The organism is Halalkalibacter nanhaiisediminis, from assembly GCF_007830185.1.
GTDB classification, from domain to species: domain Bacteria; phylum Bacillota; class Bacilli; order Bacillales; family Bacillaceae_D; genus Halalkalibacter; species Halalkalibacter nanhaiisediminis.
Map to the genome: position 1 here is coordinate 168,982 of NZ_VLKZ01000002.1, position 24,960 is coordinate 193,941.

Below are 24,960 nucleotides of genomic sequence, written 5' to 3' on the forward strand. Positions count from 1 at the left end.
TGAATTTCCTTCGTTGCTACATAGAACATGTCTATACTTACCTAAATCCTTTCAACTATCCTCTTTCTCTCTCTACTCTTATTAGACGAATCAAAATGGAAAGTGCATGTCAGACACTTTTTACCTTTTAAAAGTATAGGTTCAAAATTTCCACATTATTTTTGAGGCTTCCACAAAATAATGGCACCAAAATAGTGATGATCATACAAATATATACCATTTTCAAATCGTACAAAATCACGAAGCGCTTCTTCTACGTCAGATTCTTTATACGTTGCTGTAAGAATTTTACTAGCATTTTTACTAATTAATTCTTCATAACTAGAAAATTGATACGTTCTTTTTAAAGGAATGATTTTACATTCTGCATATATTCCTAATTCATATAATAGGTTAAGCAAATCAATATAATCTCGACGTGGAAATTTTATATCATAACCGTAATGTTCGTGAAGCTTGGTATAATGAGGTTGGATAGGCCCTGTCGTCATCCCAAGGACTGCTAATCTATTCGCATGTTGATTAATTAGAGATAATGCCTTTTTAATTTCATACATGCGATAGAAGCAATTTATTCCAAAAACAACATCATAATTTTTTTCGAGTTTCACTTCCTCCCATTTCTCATGCAAAAACTCTACATTATCTAATTTACGCGTTTTTGTCGCATCTTTTAAATATTCGAGTACAGCCAACGAACTATCTACAACAGTTAGCTGCTTTGTACGTTCGGCTAATGGAAACGTATAATTCCCCCAACCAGGTCCTATTTCTAAAACATGATCTTCAGAAGAAAAAAGGGAAGATATTTCTTTAAATATTTCTTTTGCATATGGATCAGGAACGTCTTTATGCTTCCTTTCTGTTATTAGACGTTTCCAAAAATCCTCTTCGCATTCATCATTAACCATTCTTTGAGGAAGCTTGCCCTCCAAATCTTTCATTCCTTCTTGCCATTTTTCTTCATAACTCATAAAGGAGTTAACCTGTAATTTCATTAATTTCGACCTCTTTCTTTGTTTGGCCTTTCCGTTTAACTAACTCGCAAATTTTTATAGATGGTAAGAAACGATCTCGATCTGTATGATCACTTTAACATAAATACTCAGTATAGTAGTCTTGTCTATTAACTTTCATGAAAAAATAATAAGGTCTTTTGGGAAGATTATGATAATCAGTCCAAAAGACCAGATTTATCGGCATAAGTCATTTCTTAATTAAGCAGAATTTTCTTGCTGCTGTTCTTGATTTTCTGATTCTGAAGGTTGATTACTCTTACCAATTAGTATGAGGTATAGAAGAAGACCTGCTCCAATTCCCCAGATTGGTCCTTGAACCGCCGTCAACATTCCAATCGCCAGGGCTAAACCTCTTGATGTATTATCAGTAACCATCGACATGGCCACATATGCACATGCAAAACCTGTCAACAAAAGAGTCAACGAGAGAGCGACTGGTAGTAAAGGAGCCATGATTCCAATCATAGGTGTTAAAAATGCAAGAGGAAAAGCCAACCAATACCAATTAATCGTCCCAGTAAAGATAGAATCTAGCGCTTTTTTACTCGATTTGTACCGTTCAATGATATAAACTTGAACCCCTGTCCATATCGGTCCGTGAAGAGGAATTAACACACCAGCTGTAAATAATTGACCTAAGTTACGAAAAACGAGGGCAAAATGTGTCCGTGTATGATTAACATCAATTTTTTCATCTGGACGTGCTTTATCTGCGCCTTTTAAAAGGGTATCAGCCACTAAAAGATCTCCAAAAACGAGAATGTAAATCATAATAGATATTGGGATAGCAGCTATAAACATTGAGAATGTTGGCATTCCCACTCCCCATGGAGAGATCGTTGCTAACATTTCACCATATTGTGGAATAAAAATACCCCATTCAATGTCAAAGGTTAGCTCACCACTGATTAATCCTGCGATTGCTGCAAATGCAAATCCTGCAAGTATCGCATTTGATGTAACAATTAATTTTATTTTTGAATTCGGAAGTTTTTTAAATGGAATGGAGAACATAATTGTCAGAACCACGATCCAAGCAGTAATAAGTGTAATCGGTAATGTCTGAACTCGAGTTAGTTCGGACTGAAAAGCAGCAATCGCCGCTCCCATTATAATTCCTGCTTTGAGAGGTACAGGAATAATGCTATTAAATTTCGCTCCTAAACCTGTCAAACCAAAAAACAAGAATAAAGCACAAACAATAAATGTAATGGCTATCATTGCTTGCACAGCTTCGGTTCCAGGTGCGTAATTCCCTAAAAAGACTAAAGTAAGTGGCAAACTTGGTGTAATCCAACCTGCTGTATATGCATCACCAAATAAAAAAGTTTGAGTCCATACCCAAAATAAATGAATGGCAACAATTGACCAAGCTACTTCAAAAGAAATATCAAAATATTGCATCATAAGCGGAGCAAGTGCTCCTCCAGTAGCTAGAGATAGAACACCACCTTGCAAGACTTCTGGCCATGAAATACCAACATGAACACCAGGTAATCGTAAAACAAAGGGTCCCCACTTAATTCCAGGTTGAATCTCTCCGTATTTCCTTTTTTTAGCCACTTTCATCCCTCTCTTTACAATCGTTTTTTCTTCATCTTTTAATGCTTTTTCCATGGTTTATTATAAATTGTAAATTATAACTTTCACCTCCTTTATTAGAAAGCGCTTTCGTCATAATCTACGTACAAAATAGTAGGTAGATACATAAAGTTTATAAAGTTTTCCAGCTTGCGTCAATAAATAATTTTAATTTTCTGACTTTTAAACGGTGTTAAAAGTAAAGTTAGAAAATATAAAAATCCTGTATTTACGACTTTATACAGGATTCAGTAACTATTTTTCTATTATTACAGTTGCTCAGTTATTTTTCTATATAACTGGTCATACTCTTCAATAAGCTTTAAATCAAGTTCTGTAATTCCATTTGCACGCCATGATGAGAGTTTTAACGTTATGACAACATAATCAATTGAAATAAAAGGATGATGATTTTCTTTTTCAGATAACTCAGCGATTTTATTCACAAATGAAATTCCATCTAAATATGATCGAAAACGATATTTTTTAAGAAGCCATTTTTCTTCCTCTATTTTCCATCCGTCCATTTCTTCTAACTTTTTATGTACAATAAGAAGGTCGAGTTTCTCTGTTTTCATTCTTAATCCCTCCATTATTTTAAAAATGATACTAATCAGCAACTTCTCTCGTTAACATGTCAAAAATAGAGCTCACTCCACGCCACCAGTTTTTATCTTCTGCATATTTTCGATTGATCCATTGGATAGGGTCAGTCCCCTCTGGTCGATCTTTACTTAAATTCACGATGGTTCTTGCTGCTATTTGGCTCGAATTTAAAATGTCCGTATTATAATCCTCCCAACTGTGAAACACATTAAAAGGGTTGTTAGCAATTTCAACTGCGTTTTGATTAGACCGTGGAACATAACTTTGTTCTTGTCCAGTAATCGCAAACAGTAGAAATGGATGAATATTAAATTCCTTAGCGACAGAAAGGATTGTTGAAAAGTATGGTTCATCAGCTAATAGTGAATCTCTGTTATTGAGCCAATTCCTTAAACTCGTTTCATTAACTTGCTCGTATTGCAAATAGCCAGTTAGATCATTAGGCGGCCCATTATATTCTTTCATTTCTCCTGAATTTGTATCTTTTAATCCTTCTTCTATTTGCAATTCTTCTTTAAAAAGGTGTGAACTTATCTCCTTATTCCCTACTATGTATACACTGCCAACAATCATGATAGTCACTAATGTCAAATGGGATTTTTTCCATTTTTTACCCCGAGGCTCTACTTCATTTCGAACAGAATCATTCAATGGATTTAAAATAGTCATAGGACTAGGTGAATCAATATCATCAGTAGCTGCTATTTCACTATTAATATTATATGAACTTTCTATAAGCTTTTTAATATATGTTTCTACTTCTTCTATTTCCCCAGCTAGCTTATCGGTTAACCAAAGTGGCAGATGGTTAACTATGTCATTTTCATCTACTAGTTCTATACTTACTTCTACAATATCTTGCACATTAATAGAAAACGACGTAGAGGATAGCTTTTGCTGCAGGAGCCTGTTACGAATTTTTGTTTTTGTTTCTTGGTCATAGTTTGGTAGTGCTGCATCAATCATTTTGTGAAGGGCATCTGCTAGTATACGTGCTTTTTGTTGCGACAAAAAGTCTGGGTTTTTCTTATAAATATATTGCTGCACTGTAAGGATAGTATTAGCATTCATAATTTCTGTTCTCTTAATTTGTTCAAAGATAGAATCCATTTTGCTACCAACCATTCTATTATAAATGAATACATGAACTATTAGTCCAATTTTGACCTTAAACAACATGTTTACATTGTAAATATCGGTAATAATTAAACTAACTTTCAATTATACGTTTTAACGATTGTAGCCATTTAACAACCTGTACATATAAATATAAAAAGGAGTGATGAGAATGAGCGGTTTTATATTTTTAATGTTAGCTGGAATTCTTGCTGGTTTTGCACTAATTAATATTACCTTACCAGCATTTTTAACTAGTTTGGGACCAGTTGCAACTGGAATTGCAATTTTAGCTATTTCGCTTTTTTCTTTCGTTCTTATTGTAAAAGGTATAATAGCCCTTTTAAAAAAGTGTTAATTGTATAGACCACATTGTAAATAAACACAGCCATGGATTAATTCTATTGACTGTGTTTGATATACATAAATCAGTTCATTATTCGGATAAAGTTTGTTATAAAATTTTTAGAATACTTCTTTGTTGCATACATGTATCATACTTTTATTTTTTAAAATCTGTATTGAGTTAAAAAAAATAAAAACCAAACGGCATGGTTTTGTTCATCTGCAGCTGCTCTTCTAAATGATTGTTGAATAGTAGGGTCCGTTGTTTTATCTGCAATTTCTAGGTAAAAGTCAACGGTTTCTTGTTCGTCTTTAAAAGATGCTAGTGATCCAGAGTTGAAATCTGGTGCACACTCTTCTGTTATTTGTGGTGTTGGTTGACTTCCAGTTAGTGAAGTATAAATTCGAGAAAATTCATGATAATGTCTTATTTCATCATTTCTTATTTCCATTATTTGATTCCTTGCCACTTGTGTCTGAGCCATTCTTGCTAATTGTTCGTAGCATGCAATCGCAGAATACTCACCATTTATTGCTTTAATGATATCTTGAATAATCGTATTTTCTGGACGGACATAATAATCGTAATATTGCATTTCCTCTCACCTCTTTTAAGTCTTTCTTGCAATATATGATAGTGAATAGGCACATGATAATTGTCCAATAAAAATTTTTAACGATTTATGTTTGTTTATCTATTTTTGATAAGGATATGGTATATTATTAGATTTTGTTCAAGTTATTTTTTAAAATAAATACGGTATGTGAAATTATTTATTTGTTGTCATTTTTATCTATCCTTAATCCAAAAGATTTCTTAATAACTGGCCTAGCATAGCTTTAATTTTCATTAAAACTCCTTTTCATATTCGATTAGAATAAGTTTATCGTTGACTTGTAGCTCTCCTATTTTTTGATAGCCTATTCGTTCATAGAAATATCGATTTCTCACATTATCCTTTGGGGTGTTTAAGCTCCATTTTTGCGCTTCTGGGAATTGATGTTCTACTAGCCGCATAATTTCAGAGCCATATCCTCTATTTTGAAAATGTTCTTTTAGGAAAATGCGGAACAGTCCCATATGAGTACTGGTTATTTTCCAGATGTTTATACCACCTGCTAATTCTCCTTCAATGAAGATTGTATAGTGAAAAGATTCATTTATCCGTTGAATAAATGAATCATGTGATTCAGTTGCTGGACTTGACTCGTAATCTTTGTATCTTTGTAAATCAGCTTGAAAAACCTCTTTTTGAATCTTTAGCAATTCTGACACTTCACCCTTGGTTGTTCTTTGTATCCTTATATCCATAACATTCACCCCAAATGTTATTTCAACTATTATATGATTTCATTTTCATTATGGTTATATTTAAATATGATCCAGCATTATAAAAATCATGTATAATTATCTCGTACAAAAAATACCACCGTTTCATTTAAATGAGACGGTGGTATTTTTAATATATGTTGTACATGAATTATTAGCTTGTTGCAGGTTGAGACTTTTGATTTTCTTCTCGTATTTTTCTAATATTTACACGAATTAGTAGTGAGATGACAAGGGCAACTACAAAGGCTGCTGTAAAAATATACATTGTCAGCGAATAGCTGTTTGTTGCTTCTTGTATTCTCGATACGACTATTGGCCCCACTAGTCCTGCAGCTGCCCATGCTGTAAGAATATAACCATGAATTGCACCAAGCTGCTTTGTCCCAAAAAGATCACCAATATAGGCAGGAATAGATGCAAACCCTCCGCCGTAGCATGATAAAATAATAAAAATCAATAACTGGAAAACAAACGCATTCGTTACGTTAGGTAAAAGAACAAAAGCAACGGTTTGAATAGCAAAAAATGCTGTATATACATTTGGCCTTCCAATATAATCAGAAATCGATGCCCATCCAATTCTTCCTAGACCATTAAATAATCCCATAATCCCTACCATAGTTGCGGCCGTTACTGCAGAAAGTCCTGCGACATCTTGTGCCATCGGTGAGGCGACAGCAATAATCGCAATTCCACAAGTGACATTAATAAATAGCATTGCCCAGAGTGCCCAAAAACGAATCGTCTTAATAGCTTCATTTGCTGTTAGCTGTGAAAGATCTTCAGAATGTTTTTTCTCGTTCTTTTCTTTCATCTCCGCTTCTTTTTCCTTCATGCCTGATGGTAACCAGCCTTTTGGAGGTGGAGCAAGATAAAACGAAGAAGAAATCATCAGTACGAAATAAATAGATCCTAAAAGATAAAATGTATTAGAAATTCCCACACTGCTGATTAAAGACGCAATGACTGGACTTGCTATTAATGAAGCAAAACCAAATCCCATAATAGCTAATCCTGTCGCAAGTCCCCTACGGTCTGGAAACCATTTTACAAGTGAAGATACTGGTGTTATGTACCCAATACCCAGACCTATACCACCAAGAACTCCGTAAAAAAAGTATAATAAATAAAGAGAGCCTATACTGTCGGCAAATCCCGAACCAATCATTCCAAGACCAAAACAAATTGATGCAATCATTCCAGCTCTTTTTGGTCCATACTTCTCAACAAAGTGGCCCATAAATGCCGCGGATAATCCAAGAAATAATATGGCTATACTAAACGTTATTGATATCTCACTTAATCCCCAGTTATGTTTTTCACTCAATGGATTGGTAAATACACTCCAGGAATATACCGAACCAATTGATATATGAATACCAACTGCAGCCGCAGCAATTAACCAGCGGTTTTTCGTTTTAGCCATTGAAAATCCCCCTTATATAATTCTGACTATTCAGAAATTAATTCAAATGGTTGTTGAAGTGACGAAATAAATCCTTCATTAACAATTGTGCCAGCGTGGTATATGCTACGCTGGCACAATTAAGAATTTTACTCTATAGACCTTATTTATTTATTTTTCTTGAACATCATTGAAAGTGGTATGGATAACAGCGTCACTCCAGCTACAACAAGCATCCAACTGTTTCCACCTTTACTTGTTGAAGGTGGTTTTTTTTGAGAAGATGAGGTTACTTCTTTCGTACTATCATCAGCCGTAATGTCTGATCCTTCCATACTTTCATGTAGTTGCTCTGTTTGGTTTTCAGGCCTTTGTGTTGTTCGTTCTAGATCATCTTGCTTTTCACCAAGGCCTTTTAAAAATGTAGTAGCAACAGCTATTGATCTTTTGAATTCTGGATCATTTAAGGACTTAAGCAAAGTCATGTAACCTGCTTTTTCTTCAGATTCGCTAAGCTCAGCAACTCTTGCTATACCTGTATTCAATTTGAGAATCATTGGCTCAAGTTGTTGCACATTCAGCGTTCCTAGTGTGCCAAACATTAGCAGGAGGTTCTTGATTGAATTAGCTGTTTCAGGCTTATCAGCTGTTTTAACAAGGATGTCTAATACTTTATCACCTTGTCCAAACATTCCGTTAAGTAAAGTCAAGACGCCTTTATCTTGCATGTGTTTTAAAATCTCAAACGTTTCTTCGATGACTTCCTTATTTTCCAACAAGGTGTTTTCAATACTTTCTAAATCTCTTTTTCGTTTTTCTTCCTCACTGAGCTCAATTCGATGGATTACTTTCGTCGCTTTAGCCATTTTACTTCGACTCCTTTTTCACTAGATCTCCAGGGAAAATGTAGTCTTTACGAGCCCATTTTTTCTCAACCTGTACACCCAATTGAGGCTGAGGATTTCCAAAGCGATGGTTAATGTCAGGTAACGGACTATCGCCTTTTGCTCTTAGAATTTCCATCTTAGCACTTACTTCTTTATATGCAGGTGTGTCTGTGTCTTTATCTGCGTGACTGCTCGTTAAATAGTTGATTGCTCCTTCACCAGTATCATTCATTGGTAGGTAGACTTCTTTCCCCCTGACTCGATCTGTGATTAAACATTCCACTTTTACATTTCCAAATGGTGAAGTTAGACGAACGAGCGTACCATCTTCAAGACCTCGCTCACTAGCAAGCTCTGGTGATACCTCAAGGAACACATTTGGTATTTTAGATGTAATACCTTTTGATTTATACGTCATATTCCCTTCATGGAAGTGTTCAAGCAAACGTCCATTGTTAACGTGAATGTCATACTCTTCATCAAATTCTAATGGCTTTGTCCATTTAACTGGAAATAAACGAGCTTTCCCATCAGGAAAAGGAAATTTATCAATAAAGAGTAATGGTGAATCTGTACCATCTTTGGCCACAGGCCATTGCAAGCTCTTATAACCCTCTAGTCGTTCATACGAAACACCAGAGTAAAGCGGAGCTAGTGAAGCTGCTTCTGCCATGATTTCACTAGGATGAGAATAGCTCCATCCAGCATTAAGACGATTGGCAACTTCCATAATAATTTCCCAATCAGGCTTTGAATCTCCAAGTGGCTCAAGAGCTTGGTACAAGCGTTGAACTCGTCGCTCTGTATTTGTAAATGTTCCTTCTTTTTCAAGACTTGGAGCAGCTGGAAGGACCACATCAGCAAATTCAGCTGTTTTCGATAAGAAAATATCCTGCACCACAAAGAAATCTAGCTTCTCAAATGCTTCATGCACATAGTTAATATTTGAATCAACTAAGCCCATATCTTCCCCTTTTAAATACATCACTTTCAGGTTTCCTTCGTGAACAGCCGAAATCATCTCATGATTGTTAAGACCAGGCTCTTTCGGTATTGTAACTCCCCAGTTTTTCTCATATTTCGAACGGACCTCATCATCTGTTACTTTCTCGTATCCTGGGAAGCGATCTGGCATACTACCAAAATCACTAGCACCTTGTACATTGTTATGCCCACGTAACGGATAGCTTCCAGCTCCAGGTTTGCCGTAGTTACCTGTAATGAGGAGTAGATTGGAAATAGCGGTACTTGTATCACTACCACCAAGATGCTGAGTGACACCCATTGCCCATAAAACCGATACAGTATTTGAGTTAGAAATATCTTCTGCAATTTTAATGAGCACATCTTTTTTAATACCAGTTGCCTCTTCTGCATATTCCAATGTAAATGGCTCGAGGCTTTTAATATAATCATCTAATCCATTTACACGATTATTTAAGAAGCTCTCATCTGCCCAGCCTTGATCGACGATATACTTTGTAACAGCTGAAAGCCAAACAATATCACTTCCTGGTGAAGGTTGAATAAAAATATCTGAACGATCAGCCATCTCATTCTTTCTAAGGTCTGCGACAATTAGTTTTTGACCTTTTAGCTTATGAGAACGTTTTACTCTAGTTGCTAAAACAGGATGCGATTCTGATGTGTTTGAGCCAATGATGATGACAAGCTCTGCCATTTCAATATCTGTGATCGATCCAGAATCCCCTCCATATCCGACTGTTCTAAAAAGCCCCAGCGTAGCTGGAGTTTGACAGTATCTTGAACAATTATCAACATTATTTGTTCCAATCACGCCTCTAGCAAGCTTCTGCATTAAATAGGATTCTTCGTTCGTACATTTTGAAGAACTAATAAATGCTAATGCATCTGGACCATACTCTTTTTTCGTTTCGGTAAATTTCCGAGTAATTAGTTCAAGTGCTTCTTCCCATTCCGCTTCACGGAAAGAATCTCCTTCACGGATTAACGGCTTTGTTAAGCGTTCCTCGCTATTAACATAATCCCAACCGAACTTCCCTTTTACACAGGTTGAAATTCCATTAGCTGGTGCTTCAACTTGAGGCTCTACTTTAAGGATTTTTCGGTCTTTTGTCCACACATCAAAACTACAACCTACACCACAATACGTACAGACAGTTTTCGTCTTTTTAATTCGATCTTCTCGCATTGCTGCTTCCATATCAGAAATCGCGAGGATTGATCCATATCCAGTTTCAACATTTTTTGTGAGTTCAATCATTGGGCGGAGAGTTTCTTTATTTATGCCCGTGAGATAACCAGCTTCTCCTTCCATACCTTTTTCCATCATGGCATTACAAGGACAAACCGTTGAACAGTGTCCACATGAGACACAGGAGGACTCATTTATCGGAGTATCTTTATCCCAAATGACTCGAGGTTTTTCACGTTCCCAATCAATCGTTAACGTTTCCGTTACTTGGACATCCTGACATGCTTCAACACAACGTCCACAAAGAATACACTGATCTGGATCATAACGATAAAATGGATTAGAGTTATCAATTTCATAAGGTTTATGCTCAAAGGGAATACTTTGGTGGTTGATTTTCATTTCTTTTACGGTGTTATGTACTTCACAGCCACCGTTATTGAAGTCACAAACGGTACAGTAAAGCTCGTGGTTATTTAATATTCGGTCCATTCCAATGATTTGTGCTTCTTTTACATGAGGCGAATCACTATCAATGACATCACCATCTTTAATTTGCGTAGAACAGGAACGAACCAACTCCCCATTCACGCTCACTATACAGGTATCGCATGTTTCAATTGCACCAAGACTAGGATGATAACAAACATTGGGAACTTCTTGATTGCTTTCTGTCAGAACTTGAAGAACGCTCTTGTCTTCTGCTAAAGTTACGTCTGCACCATTTACTTTAATTTTCATATTATCGGACAAGATTGACTCTCCTCTCTTATATTGAAATGTCAAAAAACTGTTAAAAGATTCAGTTTTTTGTTTTATACCCTTAACATTCGGATTTTAAACAATCTACTATTCGAGCTCTTTTATTAACAACTAGATAATATATAATTTAAAAAATCACTAACAAAATTAAACCAGCTATTCAAAATAAATTGAACAGCTTGTTTAAACTCAATCTGATTGTCTACGGATTATCAACTTTTACTATAAATTCTTAAGACAATAGGAAGAAGAAAGGTTAAACAAGCAATTAGAGTGACGCCAACTGCTCCTCTGTAATTTTTCTGATGCCAAAGCCTTGGAGCAAGACTCCCAATATAAATGCTAGCCCACATCGAAATCACTAAAAGTAATGCCATTTTCGCAAATTCTATCATAAAATTATTTTATCTCCCTTCGATGGCTGGACCTACTTGGTCACCATGACGACGTATTTTAAAATTAATATTTAATTCATATTCGATATCTTTAACATGCTCTTCCCAGTGATAATCTTGCCATTCTTTTAATGTCGAAAAGTATGATTTAAAATCATTGTTAATTTCAAAGCAATCGATTTCCCATTCATAAAGAGTCTTATTAAGTAAATTAGATGACTGTTCTTTAAGTTGATTTTGAATTGCTTCTTCTAATTTTTTTCTGTTTTTTGGTGTGGTGTAATCTACTAGAGACTGAACACTAATCAAATCACCTTCCATTGCTATATCGAAAGTGACTAAAATTCGATCGTTTTTTCGTTCCACTTTCATTTTGGTTTGATCTTGAGCATTCATACTAATTGATAAATTTAATTTATTATCAGATGGATCAGAAAAATCCCAAGTTGTTCTCGTAAACTCACCACGAAGCATGTTAAGAACACGTGTTTCTGCACCGTTTAAGTAACCTGTTAGAAGATCACCTTTATAAACAGCACTACCAAAAAATTCAACAGGAACTTCACCAACTCTATGAATGTGTCCTGCCTCTTGGTTCCCTACAAACAGTTGGTCTGCTTCTGAATAGTAGTTCTCAGAAGGCAAACTTGCAGTCCCAGTTTTAATATCGGGTCTTGGCGCTGTTTGCATGGTAATAGCTCCTGTGCCTGGGCTTTCAATCTCCATGGTAAAGTTATGAAATCGAGAATTTTTTGGTAACATCGCCCCCATATTATTTGGATCTGTTTCCAATTCAAACCATAAACTGATATCAGTTTCTGTTGTAGGTTTAATATTATTTATATATGTTTGTGCCTTACCTCTTGTTGTCATAACATGAAATGAACGTCGAAATTCACGATTACGAACAACTTCTCCCATAATTGGTATTATTCCATTACGAGCAAGATCTTCCCCAATGATAAAAGCTTTTGCGTGGGAGACGTTTAGCCTACGCGCTATAAAGCTTTGACTTACAAGTAAAGCAGAAGTAATATTTGATCCTTCGACAGTATGTACAGCAAGGGATTTACTTCCTGAGCTACTTCCTCCCCCACTAGTCCCACCCCCTACAGGTTTTGGTACAGCCAAAGCAAAAGTGAATAAATAATCATTTCTTGGTCCAGGATCAACACCAATAGCGATCACAAATGCCATATTTTCAGGGTCTAGTCTATCCCAGCAGCCACTTAAAATAGGAAGCAATAAAACAATGACTAATGCTAATCTGAAAAAAGGTGGTATATGTTTCACGTTGTCCTCCTTTTCTTTCTTAATATACCGACTCCCCAAGTTAATAATGGTAAACAAATCGAAAAGATTGAACCGTATACTCGAAGAAAATCTTGGTCCCAATTAACTGCAGACATTTCACTTGTTGGTAATATCGCAAAACTATAAATGCAAATCATTAATGGGAAAATGAGAGGCTGATGTGTAGGCAACTTCAGCATTTGTGAAAGAGTAACAGTACTGCAATAAACAGCTATAGAAAGTTTGATTACCGTACATATTAACCAAACAATTAGAAATATACTTTCGACCCTTTGAATCCATCGTCCAAAAATAATAATTCGACTGATTTCTAATAAAGGAAAGTTGACTCTTATAGCGGTCGGATAAGGAAAGATAAAAAGGTATGCTATAATGGTACATAATAAGATGAGAAAAGAAATCGTTATACACCACCATGCAGCTTTAGCCCATTCTTCTTGTTTTCGCATTCTCGGTATAAGGAAACCAAATACAAGAAACTCTGAAAATAGAGAGCTTTTTACGACTCCACTTGAAATTACTTGTGACTTACCAGTTCCCCAAAAAGGTACTAATGCATTTGGTTCTGAATGGGTTAATACACCTCCAAATAATAATATGGCTAAACTTGAAACAACTAACCCAATCGTAATCCAAGAAATGCGCCCTAGCACCTCTATTCCAGAGTGAGCGACTACAGAAGCAGGTATAAGAAGAGACAATAAAATGAAGCTTAGCGGGGTTCTCGGTATAATATCAGTTGCTAGCACTTCCGAAAATTCACGTAAAATCATAAACGCTACCATAAAGAAAAAGCTAAAATAAGAAAGATTGATTAGGCTCCCAAGGTATGGACCCATTATCTCTTCGGTTGCTGTAATAAGAGATGAACCAGGTTTGGCATTGGTCATTACTCCTTTTATTCCCCACCAACACAACGGGCAAAAAAGTGCTGCGATAAGAATAATCATCCAAGCTGCCGTCCCCCCGATTTCCACCATCGCTCTAGGTAATGGGAGGAATATTTTTGTTATAATAAAAATAATGCCGACAGAAGCCACCTCATGAATGCCAATATGATGCTTTTTCACTTCTACTCCTCCTGAAAATTCCAAATGTTTTACCGTTTATCTTGTATTTTTTTTCTTAGCTTAGGGCGAATCGAGAGCGGGCGATATTTTTGTTTTTTTATTGCTTTTCTAATCACCTTGTCCTCACTTTTTCGATCTAGTGCTTTTTGAGAAAGTACAGGCACACCAAATGTACGGCTTGAAACCCTAAAAGAGATGAGAGTGATCCATACTAGAACAATTCCTACTAAACCTAAAATAGAGGCAGCAATTAAATAAACAAAACGAAGAATACGTGTCGCAAACTGCATGTTATAGTTAGGAATCGAATAGGACGCTAAAGCTGTAATGGCTGTAATAATAACAACTATCGGACTGACAAGGTTGGCTTGAACTGCAGCTTGACCGAGAATTAACGCTCCAACAATTCCTATGGTTGGACCAATTACACTCGGGATGCGAACACCTGCTTCTCGGATCAATTCAAACATGCACTCGAGCATAACCGTCTCTGCAGCCACTGGAAGCGGAACCGTCTCACGAGTTGCTGCAATAGCAAGAATAAGAGTAGTTGGAATCATTTCTTGATGATAGTTTGCGATAGCTACATATACGGCAGGTAAATATAATGATAAAAAGTATCCAACTATTCGAACAATCCGTAGAAAAGAACTATATGGCCAGCGAAGATATGAGTCCTCTGCGGTTTGCAGGAATACGAAAAATTGTGCAGGAACGATTAAGGCAAATGGTGAATTATTAACAATAATACTTACATAACCGTCTGCAAGCTGCGCCGAAACCCGGTCTGGGCGTTCTGTGCTTAATATGCTCGGATAGATCGCATTGGGATGATCTTCGATAAGCTGTTCAATCATTCCACTATCCCCAATGTAATCATAATCTATAGTAGCGATTCTCTTACGTACTTCTCCAACAAGATCACTATTCGCAATCGATTTTAAATAAACGATAGCAATATCAGTTCGTGAGAGATTTCCAACAGAACCTAATTCAATCATGAGATCTGGTGTTCTAAGTCTACGCCTGATCATTGACAAATTGGTTTGAATATCTTCTGTAAAAGCTTCCTGTGAACCCCGAATGACAACCTCTGTTTTCGGGTTTTCTATGGATCTTTTTTCCCAACCTTTTACTTCAACAATGATCGAGACATTTAATCCCTCTGCTAACACTGCTGCAGAACCCATTAAAATATCATTAACAATCTGGCCTAGCTTTTCTTTTTTAGATGTCTGACCCTTCGTTAAAATCTGCTCTTTTAGCAAATCTGCACTAATTTGATCTATTTGCTCATCCATTGTCATTAATGGTGTTAAAACTGTTTGATTTAGATGTTCCCAGTTTACTTGTCCGTCTACATATAAAATGGCACCTTTTATCGCTAACTGACCAATCGTAATTTCTCGGATAATGACTCCTGTATTTTTTGGAATAGAAAAATGATTTTTAAACCAGTTGATATTTGTCTTTAAGTCAGATGATAAAAAACCATAATCTTTAATTAGGTTGTCTACTTTGGGCATACTTGTTAATGTTTCATTTTCACTTCTCTCTTCCTTAGAATTTTCTCCCCAACTTCCTAAAGAGAAAAAATCTTCGTCCTTGGATAGATCTGGTATAAGGTATTTTTTGAATTTTTTCCATTTACTCATATATTCAATCTCCTGTTATGAAAGCCATTATCAATGAATGCTTAAGATTTACAATTCATTTCAAAGGTAGTATTTACCTTTACTAATTTGTTATGCTGATTAGTAAGCAAACAACAATTCTTTATAACAAAAAAGACCCGCTTCTATTATAAATAGAAACGAGTCTTAATAAATTTATTGTCATGTTGTCTTTATGGTAAAACTGAAGCTCCCATCAAGTAGCGATCCACTTCACGAGCTACTTCTCGACCTTCATTGATCGCCCAAACAATTAAACTTTGGCCACGTCTAGCGTCTCCTGCGGCGAATACACCTTCCACATTTGTTCTGTACTCACCATATTTTGCATCAATTTTTTGATTTGTACTGTTAACACCGAATTGAGATAATAGTGGCATCTCTGTACCTTCAAATCCAATTGCAATAAAGACGAATTGTGCTGGCCATACTTTTTCTGATCCTGGTATTTCTTTAAAGTAAAACTTGCCATTTTCATCTTTTAATTTTTCCATTTGAATCGTATGCAATTCTTTCAAGTTGCCATTTTCATCAGCGACCATTTTCTTAGTTTGAATCGAGTATTGACGCGGATCTTCTCCGTGCTTTGCTTCCGCTTCCTCATAAGCATACTCAAGCGTAAATACTTGAGGGTATGCTGGCCACATATTATCTGCAGCACGCTCTGTAGGTAATTGAGGATGTTTACCAAATTGAACGACACTATTAGCATTTTGACGAAGTGCAGTAGCGACACAGTCTGCACCTGTATCACCGCCACCAATAACGATAACATCTTTACCTTTCGTATCAATAAACTTACCATCTTTAAAATTAGAGTCTAATAAGCTTTTAGTAGAGGTTGTTAAATAGTCCATTGCAAAGTGAATGCCTTTTGCTTCTCTTCCTTCAATGACTAGATCACGTTGCTTCTGTGCACCTGTACATAAAATAACAGAATCATACTGACTTTTCAGCTCTTCTGCTGTAATGTCTTTTCCGATCTCTGTATTTGTAATAAAATCAATACCTTCTTGAGTTAATAAGTTAATACGGCGTTCTACGATTTCTTTTTCTAATTTCATGTTAGGAATACCGTATGTTAAAAGTCCACCAGCACGGTCTGCACGTTCATAAACCGTTACATTGTGTCCAGCTTGATTAAGTTGATCAGCAGCTGCCAAACCTGCAGGGCCTGAACCAACAATCGCAATTTTCTTTCCAGTACGCTTCACTGGAATACGTGGTTCAATCCAGCCATTTTCAAAACCTTTATCAATAATCGTTCGCTCAATACTTTTAATTGCTACGGCAGGGTCAGAAATTGCAACCGTACAGGAGCCTTCACAAGGGGCTGGACAAACACGCCCCGTGAATTCTGGAAAATTATTAGTTTTTAGCAACCGCTCAAGAGCTTCTTTCCATCTTCCGCGGTAAACTAAATCATTCCATTCTGGAATTAAGTTATGGATCGGACAGCCAGTTGTTACTCCATTTATTTCTGTACCCATATGACAGAAAGGAGTAGCACAGTCCATACATCTTGCTCCTTGTCTACTTAACGCTTCATCCGATAAAGGAGCTGAATATTCTTTCCAATCACTTAAACGTTCGAGAGGATTCCGTTCTTTTGACTTTTCACGAGAATACTCCATAAATCCTGTTGCTTTCCCCATATTCCTCTCTCCTTTCTTATTGCGAAACTGTTTCTAATTGTTTTTTAGCTTGTTTCTCTTGTGTTGAATTTGCTTGAAAAGCACTCATAATTGCTTGTTCATTTGATAATCCAGCCTGCTTTTGATCTTGGATAAGTTCTACCATTCGCTTATAATCGTGTGGGATTACTTTAACAAATTTCTTTGCCATCTCATCCCAATTTTTCAACACATAATCTGCTTTTGCACTCTCTGTGTATTTGAAATGATTTGAAATTAATTGTTTCACTTCATTCACTTCTTGCTTATCTTCAAGTGATTCAAATCCAATCATTTCTGTATTGCACAAAGCTTTAAATTCCTCTTCATTATCAGCAAGAATGTAGGCCATTCCTCCTGACATACCTGCGCCGAAATTTTTACCAACTTCTCCCAATACAACAACCCGTCCACCAGTCATGTACTCGCAGCCATGGTCACCGATACCTTCAACGACCACATCAGCACCACTGTTACGAACTGCAAAACGTTCTCCAGCCTTACCGTTAATATACGCTTGACCGCTTGTAGCACCATATAAAGCAACGTTTCCTGCAATAACATTTTCACTAGAGACGAAAGTAGAAACAGATGGTGTCTTTACAACGAGCTTACCACCTGATAATCCTTTTCCAAGATAATCATTTACATCTCCTGTTAAGTAAAGAGACATTCCTTTAGGAACAAATGCACCAAAGCTTTGACCAGCTGAACCGATGAAACGAAGATTAATCGTATCTTCAGGTAAGCCTTCTTCTCCGTAACGTTTCGATACTTCACTTCCAACAATTGTTCCAGTAACACGGTTCACATTCGTGATTGGTAGTGTCAGATCAACAGCTTTCTGCTCCATTAAAGCTTGTTGTACAGCAGGAAGGATCTCTTGCATGTCTAGAGATTCATTGATTTTATGATTTTGCGGTGTTTTAAATGTACGGAATCCTTTTGGTTGATAAAGTAATGTTGACAGGTCTAAATGCTTTGCTTTCCAGTGCTGTTTTGCACGTTCACTTACTTGTAACACATCTGTACGACCTACCATTTCTTCAACCGTTTTGAAGCCTAATTCCGCCATGATTTCACGAACTTCTTGCGCAATAAATTTCATATAGTTAACGACATGATCGGCATTACCCGTGAACTTATCACGAAGCTCTGGATTTTGTGTCGCAACTCCTACTGGACATGTATCTAAATGACATGCACGCATCATAATGCATCCTAAAACAATTAACGGCGCTGTTGCAAAACCAAATTCTTCTGCTCCAAAAATCGCTGCCATTACGACATCTTTACCAGTCATCAACTTTCCATCTGTTTCTAAAACAACACGATCTCTCAAACCATTTAGCATTAATGTTTGGTGTGCCTCAGCAAGTCCAAGCTCCCAAGGTAGTCCTGTATGCTTAATACTTGTTTTAGGAGATGCTCCTGTTCCACCATCGTAACCACTAATCACAATAAGATCAGCAGAACCTTTAGCTACACCAGCAGCAATCGTACCAACACCCGCTTTTGATACTAGCTTTACACTAATTCGCGCATCGCGATTTGCATTTTTCAAATCATGAATCAATTGTGCCAAATCTTCAATTGAATAAATGTCATGGTGTGGAGGAGGTGAAATCAATCCAACACCTGGAGTTGATCCACGGACATCAGCAACCCACGGATATACTTTGTTACCAGGAAGCTGTCCACCTTCACCAGGTTTTGCCCCTTGTGCCATTTTAATCTGTAATTCGTCTGCGTTTACAAGATAATGACCTTTTACTCCGAAACGACCTGATGCAATTTGCTTAATACCACTGCGACGGTTATCACCATTTTCATCAGGGATATAGCGTTTCGCATCTTCTCCACCTTCACCACTGTTGCTCTTACCACCTAAACGATTCATTGCGATTGCTAATGTTTCATGTGCTTCTTTGCTCAATGAACCAAACGACATTGCACCAGATTTAAAGCGACGAACAATTGAATCAACTGATTCTACATCTTCAATCGGTACAGATTGACGTGATTTATCAAACGAGAATAAATTACGCAAAAATCCGATTCTCTCTTCATTTGCTGCTTGCGAGAATTCCTTAAATAATTTGTAATCGCCTTTACGAGTAGCCCATTGAAGTGTATGAATTGTCTTTGGATTAAAAGCGTGATGTTCACCTGTTTTTCTCCATTGGAAATCACTTCCAGAATCTAAAGGTTGATTCAAATAGTCAGCATAAGCGGTTTTGTGACGAATCTTCGTTTCTTCGCCGATAGTGTCTAATTCAATACCACCAATCTGAGAAGCTGTTCCAGTAAAGTAACGATCAATGACGTTTGCACTAATCCCAACTGCTTCAAAAATTTGAGCTCCACGATAGCTTTGTACAGTGGAAATACCCATTTTCGACATGACCTTTACTACGCCTTCAGCAACTGCTTTAACGTACTTGTTAACAGTATCTTGATAACTAACTGAAAGGCTACCATCATTAATAGCTTGCTTATATGTTTCAAAAACAAGGTAAGGGTTAATCGCGTCAACACCATAGCCAATTAACGCTGCAAATTGATGAACTTCTCTTGCTTCTCCTGTTTCTACAATGATGCTGACCTTTGTACGATTTCCTTGTCGAACAAGATACTGATGTAGTGCACTTGCAGCAAGTAACATAGGAATCGCTACTTCATTTTCGCTCATCTTACGGTCTGATAAAATAAGTAGACTTGCACCTTCTTTAATTGCTTCTTCAGCTTTTTGACAAACTTGATCAAGTCCAGCTTGTAAATCATCAGAGAATAATGTTTCAATCACTTTACTTGTAAAGTCTTTTTTCACATTTTGTTTCACCTGCTCTAACTGACCGTTCGTTAGGATTGGTGTTTCAAGTTGAATTCGACGGCAATTTTCTGCATTAGGGTGAAGTAAGTTCCCCTCAGCTCCGAGTAAAGTCATTGTTGACGTAACAATTTGTTCACGGATCGAATCAATTGGCGGATTTGTTACTTGCGCAAATAATTGCTTAAAGTAATTGAACAATGATTGCGGGCGCTCTGATAATACAGCAAGAGGAATATCGTTACCCATTGATCCAAGTGGGTCTTTACCTTCTGTGATCATTGGAAGCAAATATTTATGAATATCTTCATATGTGTAACCGAATGCTTTTTGACGAAGAGATAGATCATTAAATATCAGTTCTGAGCTTTCTTTCTCTCCATCATTCAATCTTACAAGTTGCTCATCAAGCCACTTCTGGTACGGTTCGGCACTAGCCATTTCTGTTTTGATTTCTTCGTCTGAAATAATGCGCCCTTCTTCTAAATTGATTAAAAGCATTTTCCCAGGACTTAAACGATCTTTATATAATACATTCTCTGGCTCAATGTCGACTACTCCGACTTCAGATGAGAAAACAATGTAATCATCTTTTGTTACGTAATAACGTGCTGGACGTAATCCATTACGGTCTAAAATAGCACCGATTTGTTTACCATCTGTAAAAGAAATTGCCGTTGGACCATCCCATGGTTCCATTAAACAACTGTGATATTCATAAAAAGCTTTCTTTTCTTTTGTCATATGTGGATTTTCTGTCCATGGCTCAGGAATAAGCATCATCGCTGCATGAGCAGGCTTTCGACCAGAAAGCACTAAGAATTCAAAAGCATTATCCAAAGTAGATGAGTCACTTCCGTCTGTATCTAAGATTGGCAACGTCTTTTGCAAATCTTCCCCAAAAGCATCAGATACAAATTGTTGTTCACGTGCTTTCATCCAATTAATATTTCCTCTTAAAGTATTGATCTCGCCATTGTGAATTAAATAGCGGTTTGGATGCGCTCGTTCCCAACTTGGGAATGTATTTGTGCTAAAACGAGAATGCACTAATGAAAAAGCCGAAACAAACAATTCATTTTGCAAATCAAGATAAAAGGCATCAACCTGCTCTGGCGTTAATAAACCTTTATAGACGATTGTTTTGCTTGATAGACTTGCAAAATAAAAACGATACTCACGTTCACTGGCCCAATGTTCAGCTTGCTTTCTAATAACAAATAATTTTCGTTCAAATGCTAAATCATCATTTATTTCTTCATTTGCACCGATAAATACTTGTCGAATAGTCGGACAGGTTTGTTTCCCGACCATTCCTAATTTTTCGACATCAACAGGCACAGTTCTCCATCCAAGAATTTTCTGTCCCTCTTGTTCAATCAATTTATTTAAATTAGCTTCTATTTCTTTTTGTTCGTTAGTATCATTTGAAAAGAAAAGCATCCCTACACCATATCGCCCTTTATTAGGTAAATTCATCTCTGGGCACTCTAGGCGGAAAAATTCATCTGGAATTTGCACCATTAAACCTGCACCATCACCTGTAAGTGGATCACTCCCCTGTCCACCACGATGATCTAATTTACAAAGCATGTTTAATCCTTTTTTTACAATGTCATGTGTTGCATATCCTTTTAAATGAGCATATAAGCCGATTCCACATGCATCATGTTCAAATTCAGGACGATAAAGACCTTGCGCTTTTGGTATTTGATTATATGTCATCTTTCTCTCCCCGTTTCTCTTTTTTTCTTCCCGATATCTATTTTAAAATCTATGCTACATTTAAACAATATAAGGTTTAGAATGAATCAATCTGTTTTTGAGATGAATTGTTTCATCAAGAGAGCCTTAATGACAGGAAGTTCAGCATATAATAAAAGAAATGCATATACATACCTATACATATTTATTCGTATTTTATTCACCGAAAAACTTTTTGTTATTTCTGAAAATCATCTAATTTTGAGAAGAAATCTGAAAGAAAGTCATGGAATACTTTTTCTGTAGGGAGCAATTGTCTTTCATTAGGAATAATAACACCAACAGTTCGTGTAACTTGAGGCTCGACTACTGGTATTTTCACTGTCGATCGTGGCAACCCATCAATTAAAGTTATTTCTGGAATAAGCGTAACACCAAGACCAGCTGATACTAATCCTTTAATTGCATCAATATCCTCTCCTTCAAATGATACGTTAGGTTGGAAACCAAGCTGTTGACATGCATCAACAATGACTTCACGTAAAATAAATCCTTTAGGGAATAATACAAATGATTCATTTCGAAACTCATTAAGCTTTAACGAGGTTTTATTTGAAAATGGATGGCTAAATGGCAGCAGCGCGACAAGTTTTTCGGTAAATAATGTTGTACCTTCTACTTTTTTCTCATGCCTAGGTACAGGACCAAGTAACGCCAAATCTATCTCACCTTTTATAACATCATCAATTAGATTATGGTAAGATCCTTGCTTCAGATGATATTTAACTTCAGGATAAGATTCACGAAAAGCAGATATAGCAGTTGGCAAAGTGTAGGCAGCTAAACTACTGGGAAATCCAATCCGAATGGTACCTCGTTCAGGATCTAAATACTCTTCAACCTCTCGCTTTGCATTATCAATTACTTTTATTGCCTGTTTCATTTTGTTTAGAAAAACACGACCAATCGGCGTTAATTTAACATTTCGGCCTTCTCGAATAAATAAATCGACACCTAATTCTGCTTCTAGATTAAAGATTTGCCTGCTTACAGCAGATTGTGCAACATGTAACTCTTGCGCAGCTTCTGTCACATGCTCTCTCTTGGCCACTTCAATGAAGTACTGAATCTGTCTTATCTCCATATATATCAAACCTTCCTATTTCATCTAATATCGGCATGAATATCATCTTATTTTTAGATTGATTAGATTATTACAAAGTATTAAAATACACCTTAGTAGAAAATCTAACAACTTTTTTGTCAGATTTTCTAACAATAAATAAATTTAATTATTTTCAACAAAATTAATTAAATTAAAGGGGATTAACTAATATGAGTACAACTTTAGTTAAACAAGACTCATTGCTAGAAGCAAAAAAATATGTAAATAAAGTATACGAAACAGTCATTAAAAGAAACCCTAATGAAAGTGAATTTCATCAAGCAGTGAAAGAAATTTTCGATTCGCTTGTCCCAGTTTTTGCAAAGCATCCAAAATATATGGAAAACGGCATCCTTGAAAGAATCTCTGAGCCAGAACGAATTATTTCTTTCAGAGTTCCTTGGGTAGATGATCAAGGAAAAGTACAAGTAAACCGTGGCTTCCGTGTTCAGTTTAACAGTAATCTCGGGCCATATAAAGGCGGATTAAGATTCCATCCTTCTGTTAACGCTAGTATCATTAAATTCTTAGGTTTTGAACAAATTTTCAAAAACTCACTTACTGGCCAACCAATTGGTGGCGGTAAAGGTGGATCGGATTTTGATCCAAAAGGAAAATCAGACGGTGAAGTAATGAGATTTACTCAAAGTTTTATGACAGAGCTTTCAAAGTACATTGGGCCAGATGTTGACGTCCCTGCTGGTGACATCGGTGTAGGTGCAAGAGAAATCGGATTTATGTTTGGACAGTATAAAAAAATCCGCGGCGGCTTCGAAGCAGGTATCCTAACTGGTAAAGGTGTTGGCTACGGCGGAAGTTTAGCTAGAACAGAAGCAACAGGCTACGGCACTGTATATTTCGTTGAAGAAATGTTAAAAGACAAAGGACTTGGCTTCAATGGTAGCACAGTTGTTGTATCTGGTTCTGGTAATGTTTCAATCTACGCAATCGAAAAAGCAACTCAATTAGGTGCTAAAGTTGTTGCTTGTAGTGATTCGAATGGATATATTTATGATGAAAATGGAATCAATCTTGACACAGTTAAGAGACTGAAAGAAGTTGAAAGAAAGAGAATTTCTGAATATGTTATTGAACATCCACACGCAACTTATTCAGATAAAGGATTTGAAATTTGGCAGATCCCTTGTGATATCGCTCTTCCATGCGCGACACAAAATGAAATTGATGCAGTATCAGCTCAGTTATTAGTAGCAAATGGAGTCAAAGCAGTTGGTGAAGGTGCAAACATGCCTTCTTCACTAGAAGCAATTGATGTATTCCTTCATAATAACGTTCTATTTGGTCCAGCAAAAGCAGTAAATGCTGGAGGAGTAGCAGTTTCTGCTTTAGAAATGGCTCAAAACAGCATGAGACTTTCTTGGACTTTTGAAGAAGTTGATGCAAAATTACACGAAATTATGAAAGATATTTATCGCAACAGTGTTGCAGCTGCAAAAGAATATGGTCACCCAGGAAACTTAGTTGTAGGTGCTAATATCGCAGGATTCACAAAAGTTGCTGATGCAATGATGACACAAGGTATCGTTTAATTTTACCTATCGGTGAAGATTTTAGTATAACCTAAAATCTTCACCCTTTTTATTCTCTAAATTTGCTCTTAACTCGTTTGATAGTCTATTTTCTTTTGCTTCGTTACCTGCTAATTTTTCACATAGATATAGTCCTAAATCAATCGACGAACTTCCCCTTCTTGCAGTAATAATTTCTCCTTCAATTAAAATACGATAATCAACGACCAAATAATACTTTTTCAAGTTCTCAAAAAGCATTTGGATGTGTGGTTGCCTTTTTCCCATTCAAAAATTCCGCTGTACCAAATGATAAAGAGCCCGTACAAACTGAAGCTTTTACTTTACAGTTTTCATCTATTTGTAACCATGAAATA

At 36.4% G+C, this 24,960-nt stretch carries 17 protein-coding genes and 1 pseudogene; 2 read left to right on the top strand and 16 right to left on the bottom strand.

Annotation, left to right across the window (positions count from 1 at the left end; genetic code table 11):
- Positions 1-155 precede the first annotated feature (155 nt).
- The 4 genes from IQ10_RS03505 to IQ10_RS03520 all read right to left on the bottom strand — a co-directional run bounded on the left by IQ10_RS03505 (position 156) and on the right by IQ10_RS03520 (position 4,316).
- Positions 156-998, bottom strand: coding sequence for a class I SAM-dependent methyltransferase (locus IQ10_RS03505; protein WP_144449102.1), 843 nt, complete (start codon positions 996-998; stop codon positions 156-158).
- A gap of 219 nt (positions 999-1,217) precedes the next feature.
- Positions 1,218-2,582 carry a hypothetical protein gene (locus IQ10_RS03510; protein WP_144449103.1) on the bottom strand — a complete coding sequence of 455 codons (1,365 nt, stop codon included), beginning with the start codon at positions 2,580-2,582 and terminating at the stop codon, positions 1,218-1,220.
- Between the two features lie 287 nt (positions 2,583-2,869).
- Positions 2,870-3,178 carry a 4a-hydroxytetrahydrobiopterin dehydratase gene (locus IQ10_RS03515; protein ID WP_144449104.1) on the bottom strand — a complete coding sequence of 103 codons (309 nt, stop codon included), beginning with the start codon at positions 3,176-3,178 and terminating at the stop codon, positions 2,870-2,872.
- A 31-nt stretch (positions 3,179-3,209) separates the two neighbouring features.
- Positions 3,210-4,316: a hypothetical protein gene (locus IQ10_RS03520; RefSeq protein WP_144449105.1), complete on the bottom strand. Its 1,107-nt coding sequence runs from the start codon at positions 4,314-4,316 to the stop codon at positions 3,210-3,212.
- Positions 4,317-4,494: 178 nt separating this feature from the next.
- On the opposite strand from IQ10_RS03520, the gene IQ10_RS03525 reads away from it, so the two are divergent.
- Complete coding sequence (locus IQ10_RS03525) at positions 4,495-4,680, top strand: hypothetical protein (protein WP_144449106.1); 186 nt, start codon at positions 4,495-4,497, stop codon at positions 4,678-4,680.
- Between the two features lie 151 nt (positions 4,681-4,831).
- On the opposite strand, the gene IQ10_RS03530 is transcribed toward IQ10_RS03525, so the two are convergent.
- The 11 genes and pseudogenes from IQ10_RS03530 to gltC form a co-directional block, all read right to left on the bottom strand.
- Complete coding sequence (locus tag IQ10_RS03530; protein WP_144449107.1) at positions 4,832-5,263, bottom strand: ferritin-like domain-containing protein; 432 nt, start codon at positions 5,261-5,263, stop codon at positions 4,832-4,834.
- 254 nt (positions 5,264-5,517) lie between these two features.
- Positions 5,518-5,979, bottom strand: a complete 462-nt coding sequence (locus IQ10_RS03535; protein ID WP_144449108.1) for a GNAT family N-acetyltransferase — start codon at positions 5,977-5,979, stop codon at positions 5,518-5,520.
- A 172-nt stretch (positions 5,980-6,151) separates the two neighbouring features.
- A complete protein-coding gene (locus IQ10_RS03540) occupies positions 6,152-7,426 on the bottom strand; it encodes an L-lactate MFS transporter (protein WP_144449109.1) in 1,275 nt (424 codons plus the stop codon).
- A gap of 335 nt (positions 7,427-7,761) precedes the next feature.
- Positions 7,762-8,271 (bottom strand): annotated as a pseudogene (locus tag IQ10_RS03545) (helical membrane plugin domain-containing protein); the annotation flags it as partial.
- Position 8,272: 1 nt separating this feature from the next.
- Positions 8,273-11,209 (bottom strand): formate dehydrogenase subunit alpha, encoded by a 2,937-nt coding sequence (gene fdhF, locus IQ10_RS03550; RefSeq protein WP_144449424.1) that lies wholly within the window; start codon positions 11,207-11,209, stop codon positions 8,273-8,275.
- Between the two features lie 425 nt (positions 11,210-11,634).
- Positions 11,635-12,918 (bottom strand): Ger(x)C family spore germination protein, encoded by a 1,284-nt coding sequence (locus tag IQ10_RS03555; RefSeq protein ID WP_158639980.1) that lies wholly within the window; start codon positions 12,916-12,918, stop codon positions 11,635-11,637.
- On the bottom strand, positions 12,915-14,009 hold the full coding sequence (locus IQ10_RS03560; RefSeq protein ID WP_158639981.1) for a GerAB/ArcD/ProY family transporter: 1,095 nt from the start codon (positions 14,007-14,009) through the stop codon (positions 12,915-12,917). Before IQ10_RS03560 ends, IQ10_RS03555 begins: the two co-directional genes overlap by 4 nt.
- A 29-nt stretch (positions 14,010-14,038) precedes the next feature.
- Positions 14,039-15,664 carry a spore germination protein gene (locus IQ10_RS03565; RefSeq protein ID WP_144449113.1) on the bottom strand — a complete coding sequence of 542 codons (1,626 nt, stop codon included), beginning with the start codon at positions 15,662-15,664 and terminating at the stop codon, positions 14,039-14,041.
- Between the two features lie 191 nt (positions 15,665-15,855).
- A complete protein-coding gene (gltD, locus tag IQ10_RS03570) occupies positions 15,856-17,337 on the bottom strand; it encodes a glutamate synthase small subunit (protein ID WP_144449114.1) in 1,482 nt (493 codons plus the stop codon).
- Positions 17,338-17,353: 16 nt separating this feature from the next.
- Positions 17,354-21,910, bottom strand: a complete 4,557-nt coding sequence (gltB, locus tag IQ10_RS03575; RefSeq protein WP_144449115.1) for a glutamate synthase large subunit — start codon at positions 21,908-21,910, stop codon at positions 17,354-17,356.
- A 217-nt stretch (positions 21,911-22,127) separates the two neighbouring features.
- Entirely contained in the window at positions 22,128-23,033 is a 906-nt protein-coding gene (gene gltC, locus IQ10_RS03580) for a glutamate biosynthesis transcriptional regulator GltC (RefSeq protein ID WP_144449116.1), read from the bottom strand.
- Between the two features lie 191 nt (positions 23,034-23,224).
- Between gltC and gdhA the strand changes: the two genes are divergently transcribed.
- Positions 23,225-24,604 carry an NADP-specific glutamate dehydrogenase gene (gene gdhA / locus IQ10_RS03585; RefSeq protein WP_144449117.1) on the top strand — a complete coding sequence of 460 codons (1,380 nt, stop codon included), beginning with the start codon at positions 23,225-23,227 and terminating at the stop codon, positions 24,602-24,604.
- 21 nt (positions 24,605-24,625) lie between these two features.
- Here gdhA and IQ10_RS03590 read toward each other — a convergent pair whose 3' ends face one another.
- Positions 24,626-24,871, bottom strand: a complete 246-nt coding sequence (locus tag IQ10_RS03590) for a type 1 glutamine amidotransferase family protein (protein WP_199757375.1) — start codon at positions 24,869-24,871, stop codon at positions 24,626-24,628.
- Positions 24,872-24,960 lie beyond the last annotated feature (89 nt).

Bases quoted from the DNA above. Each gene is read 5' to 3' on its own strand.
- IQ10_RS03590 (WP_199757375.1), bottom strand. From the start codon at position 24,871: ATGGGAAAAAGGCAACCACACATCCAAATGCTTTTTGAGAACTTGAAA.
- IQ10_RS03540 (WP_144449109.1), bottom strand. From the start codon at position 7,426: ATGGCTAAAACGAAAAACCGCTGGTTAATTGCTGCGGCTGCAGTTGGT.
- IQ10_RS03535 (WP_144449108.1), bottom strand. From the start codon at position 5,979: ATGGATATAAGGATACAAAGAACAACCAAGGGTGAAGTGTCAGAATTG.
- IQ10_RS03530 (WP_144449107.1), bottom strand. From the start codon at position 5,263: ATGCAATATTACGATTATTATGTCCGTCCAGAAAATACGATTATTCAA.
- IQ10_RS03565 (WP_144449113.1), bottom strand. From the start codon at position 15,664: ATGAGTAAATGGAAAAAATTCAAAAAATACCTTATACCAGATCTATCC.
- gltD (WP_144449114.1), bottom strand. From the start codon at position 17,337: ATGGGGAAAGCAACAGGATTTATGGAGTATTCTCGTGAAAAGTCAAAA.
- gdhA (WP_144449117.1), top strand. From the start codon at position 23,225: ATGAGTACAACTTTAGTTAAACAAGACTCATTGCTAGAAGCAAAAAAA.
- gltB (WP_144449115.1), bottom strand. From the start codon at position 21,910: ATGACATATAATCAAATACCAAAAGCGCAAGGTCTTTATCGTCCTGAA.
- IQ10_RS03520 (WP_144449105.1), bottom strand. From the start codon at position 4,316: ATGGATTCTATCTTTGAACAAATTAAGAGAACAGAAATTATGAATGCT.
- IQ10_RS03505 (WP_144449102.1), bottom strand. From the start codon at position 998: ATGAAATTACAGGTTAACTCCTTTATGAGTTATGAAGAAAAATGGCAA.
- IQ10_RS03515 (WP_144449104.1), bottom strand. From the start codon at position 3,178: ATGAAAACAGAGAAACTCGACCTTCTTATTGTACATAAAAAGTTAGAA.
- gltC (WP_144449116.1), bottom strand. From the start codon at position 23,033: ATGGAGATAAGACAGATTCAGTACTTCATTGAAGTGGCCAAGAGAGAG.
- fdhF (WP_144449424.1), bottom strand. From the start codon at position 11,209: ATGAAAATTAAAGTAAATGGTGCAGACGTAACTTTAGCAGAAGACAAG.
- IQ10_RS03525 (WP_144449106.1), top strand. From the start codon at position 4,495: ATGAGCGGTTTTATATTTTTAATGTTAGCTGGAATTCTTGCTGGTTTT.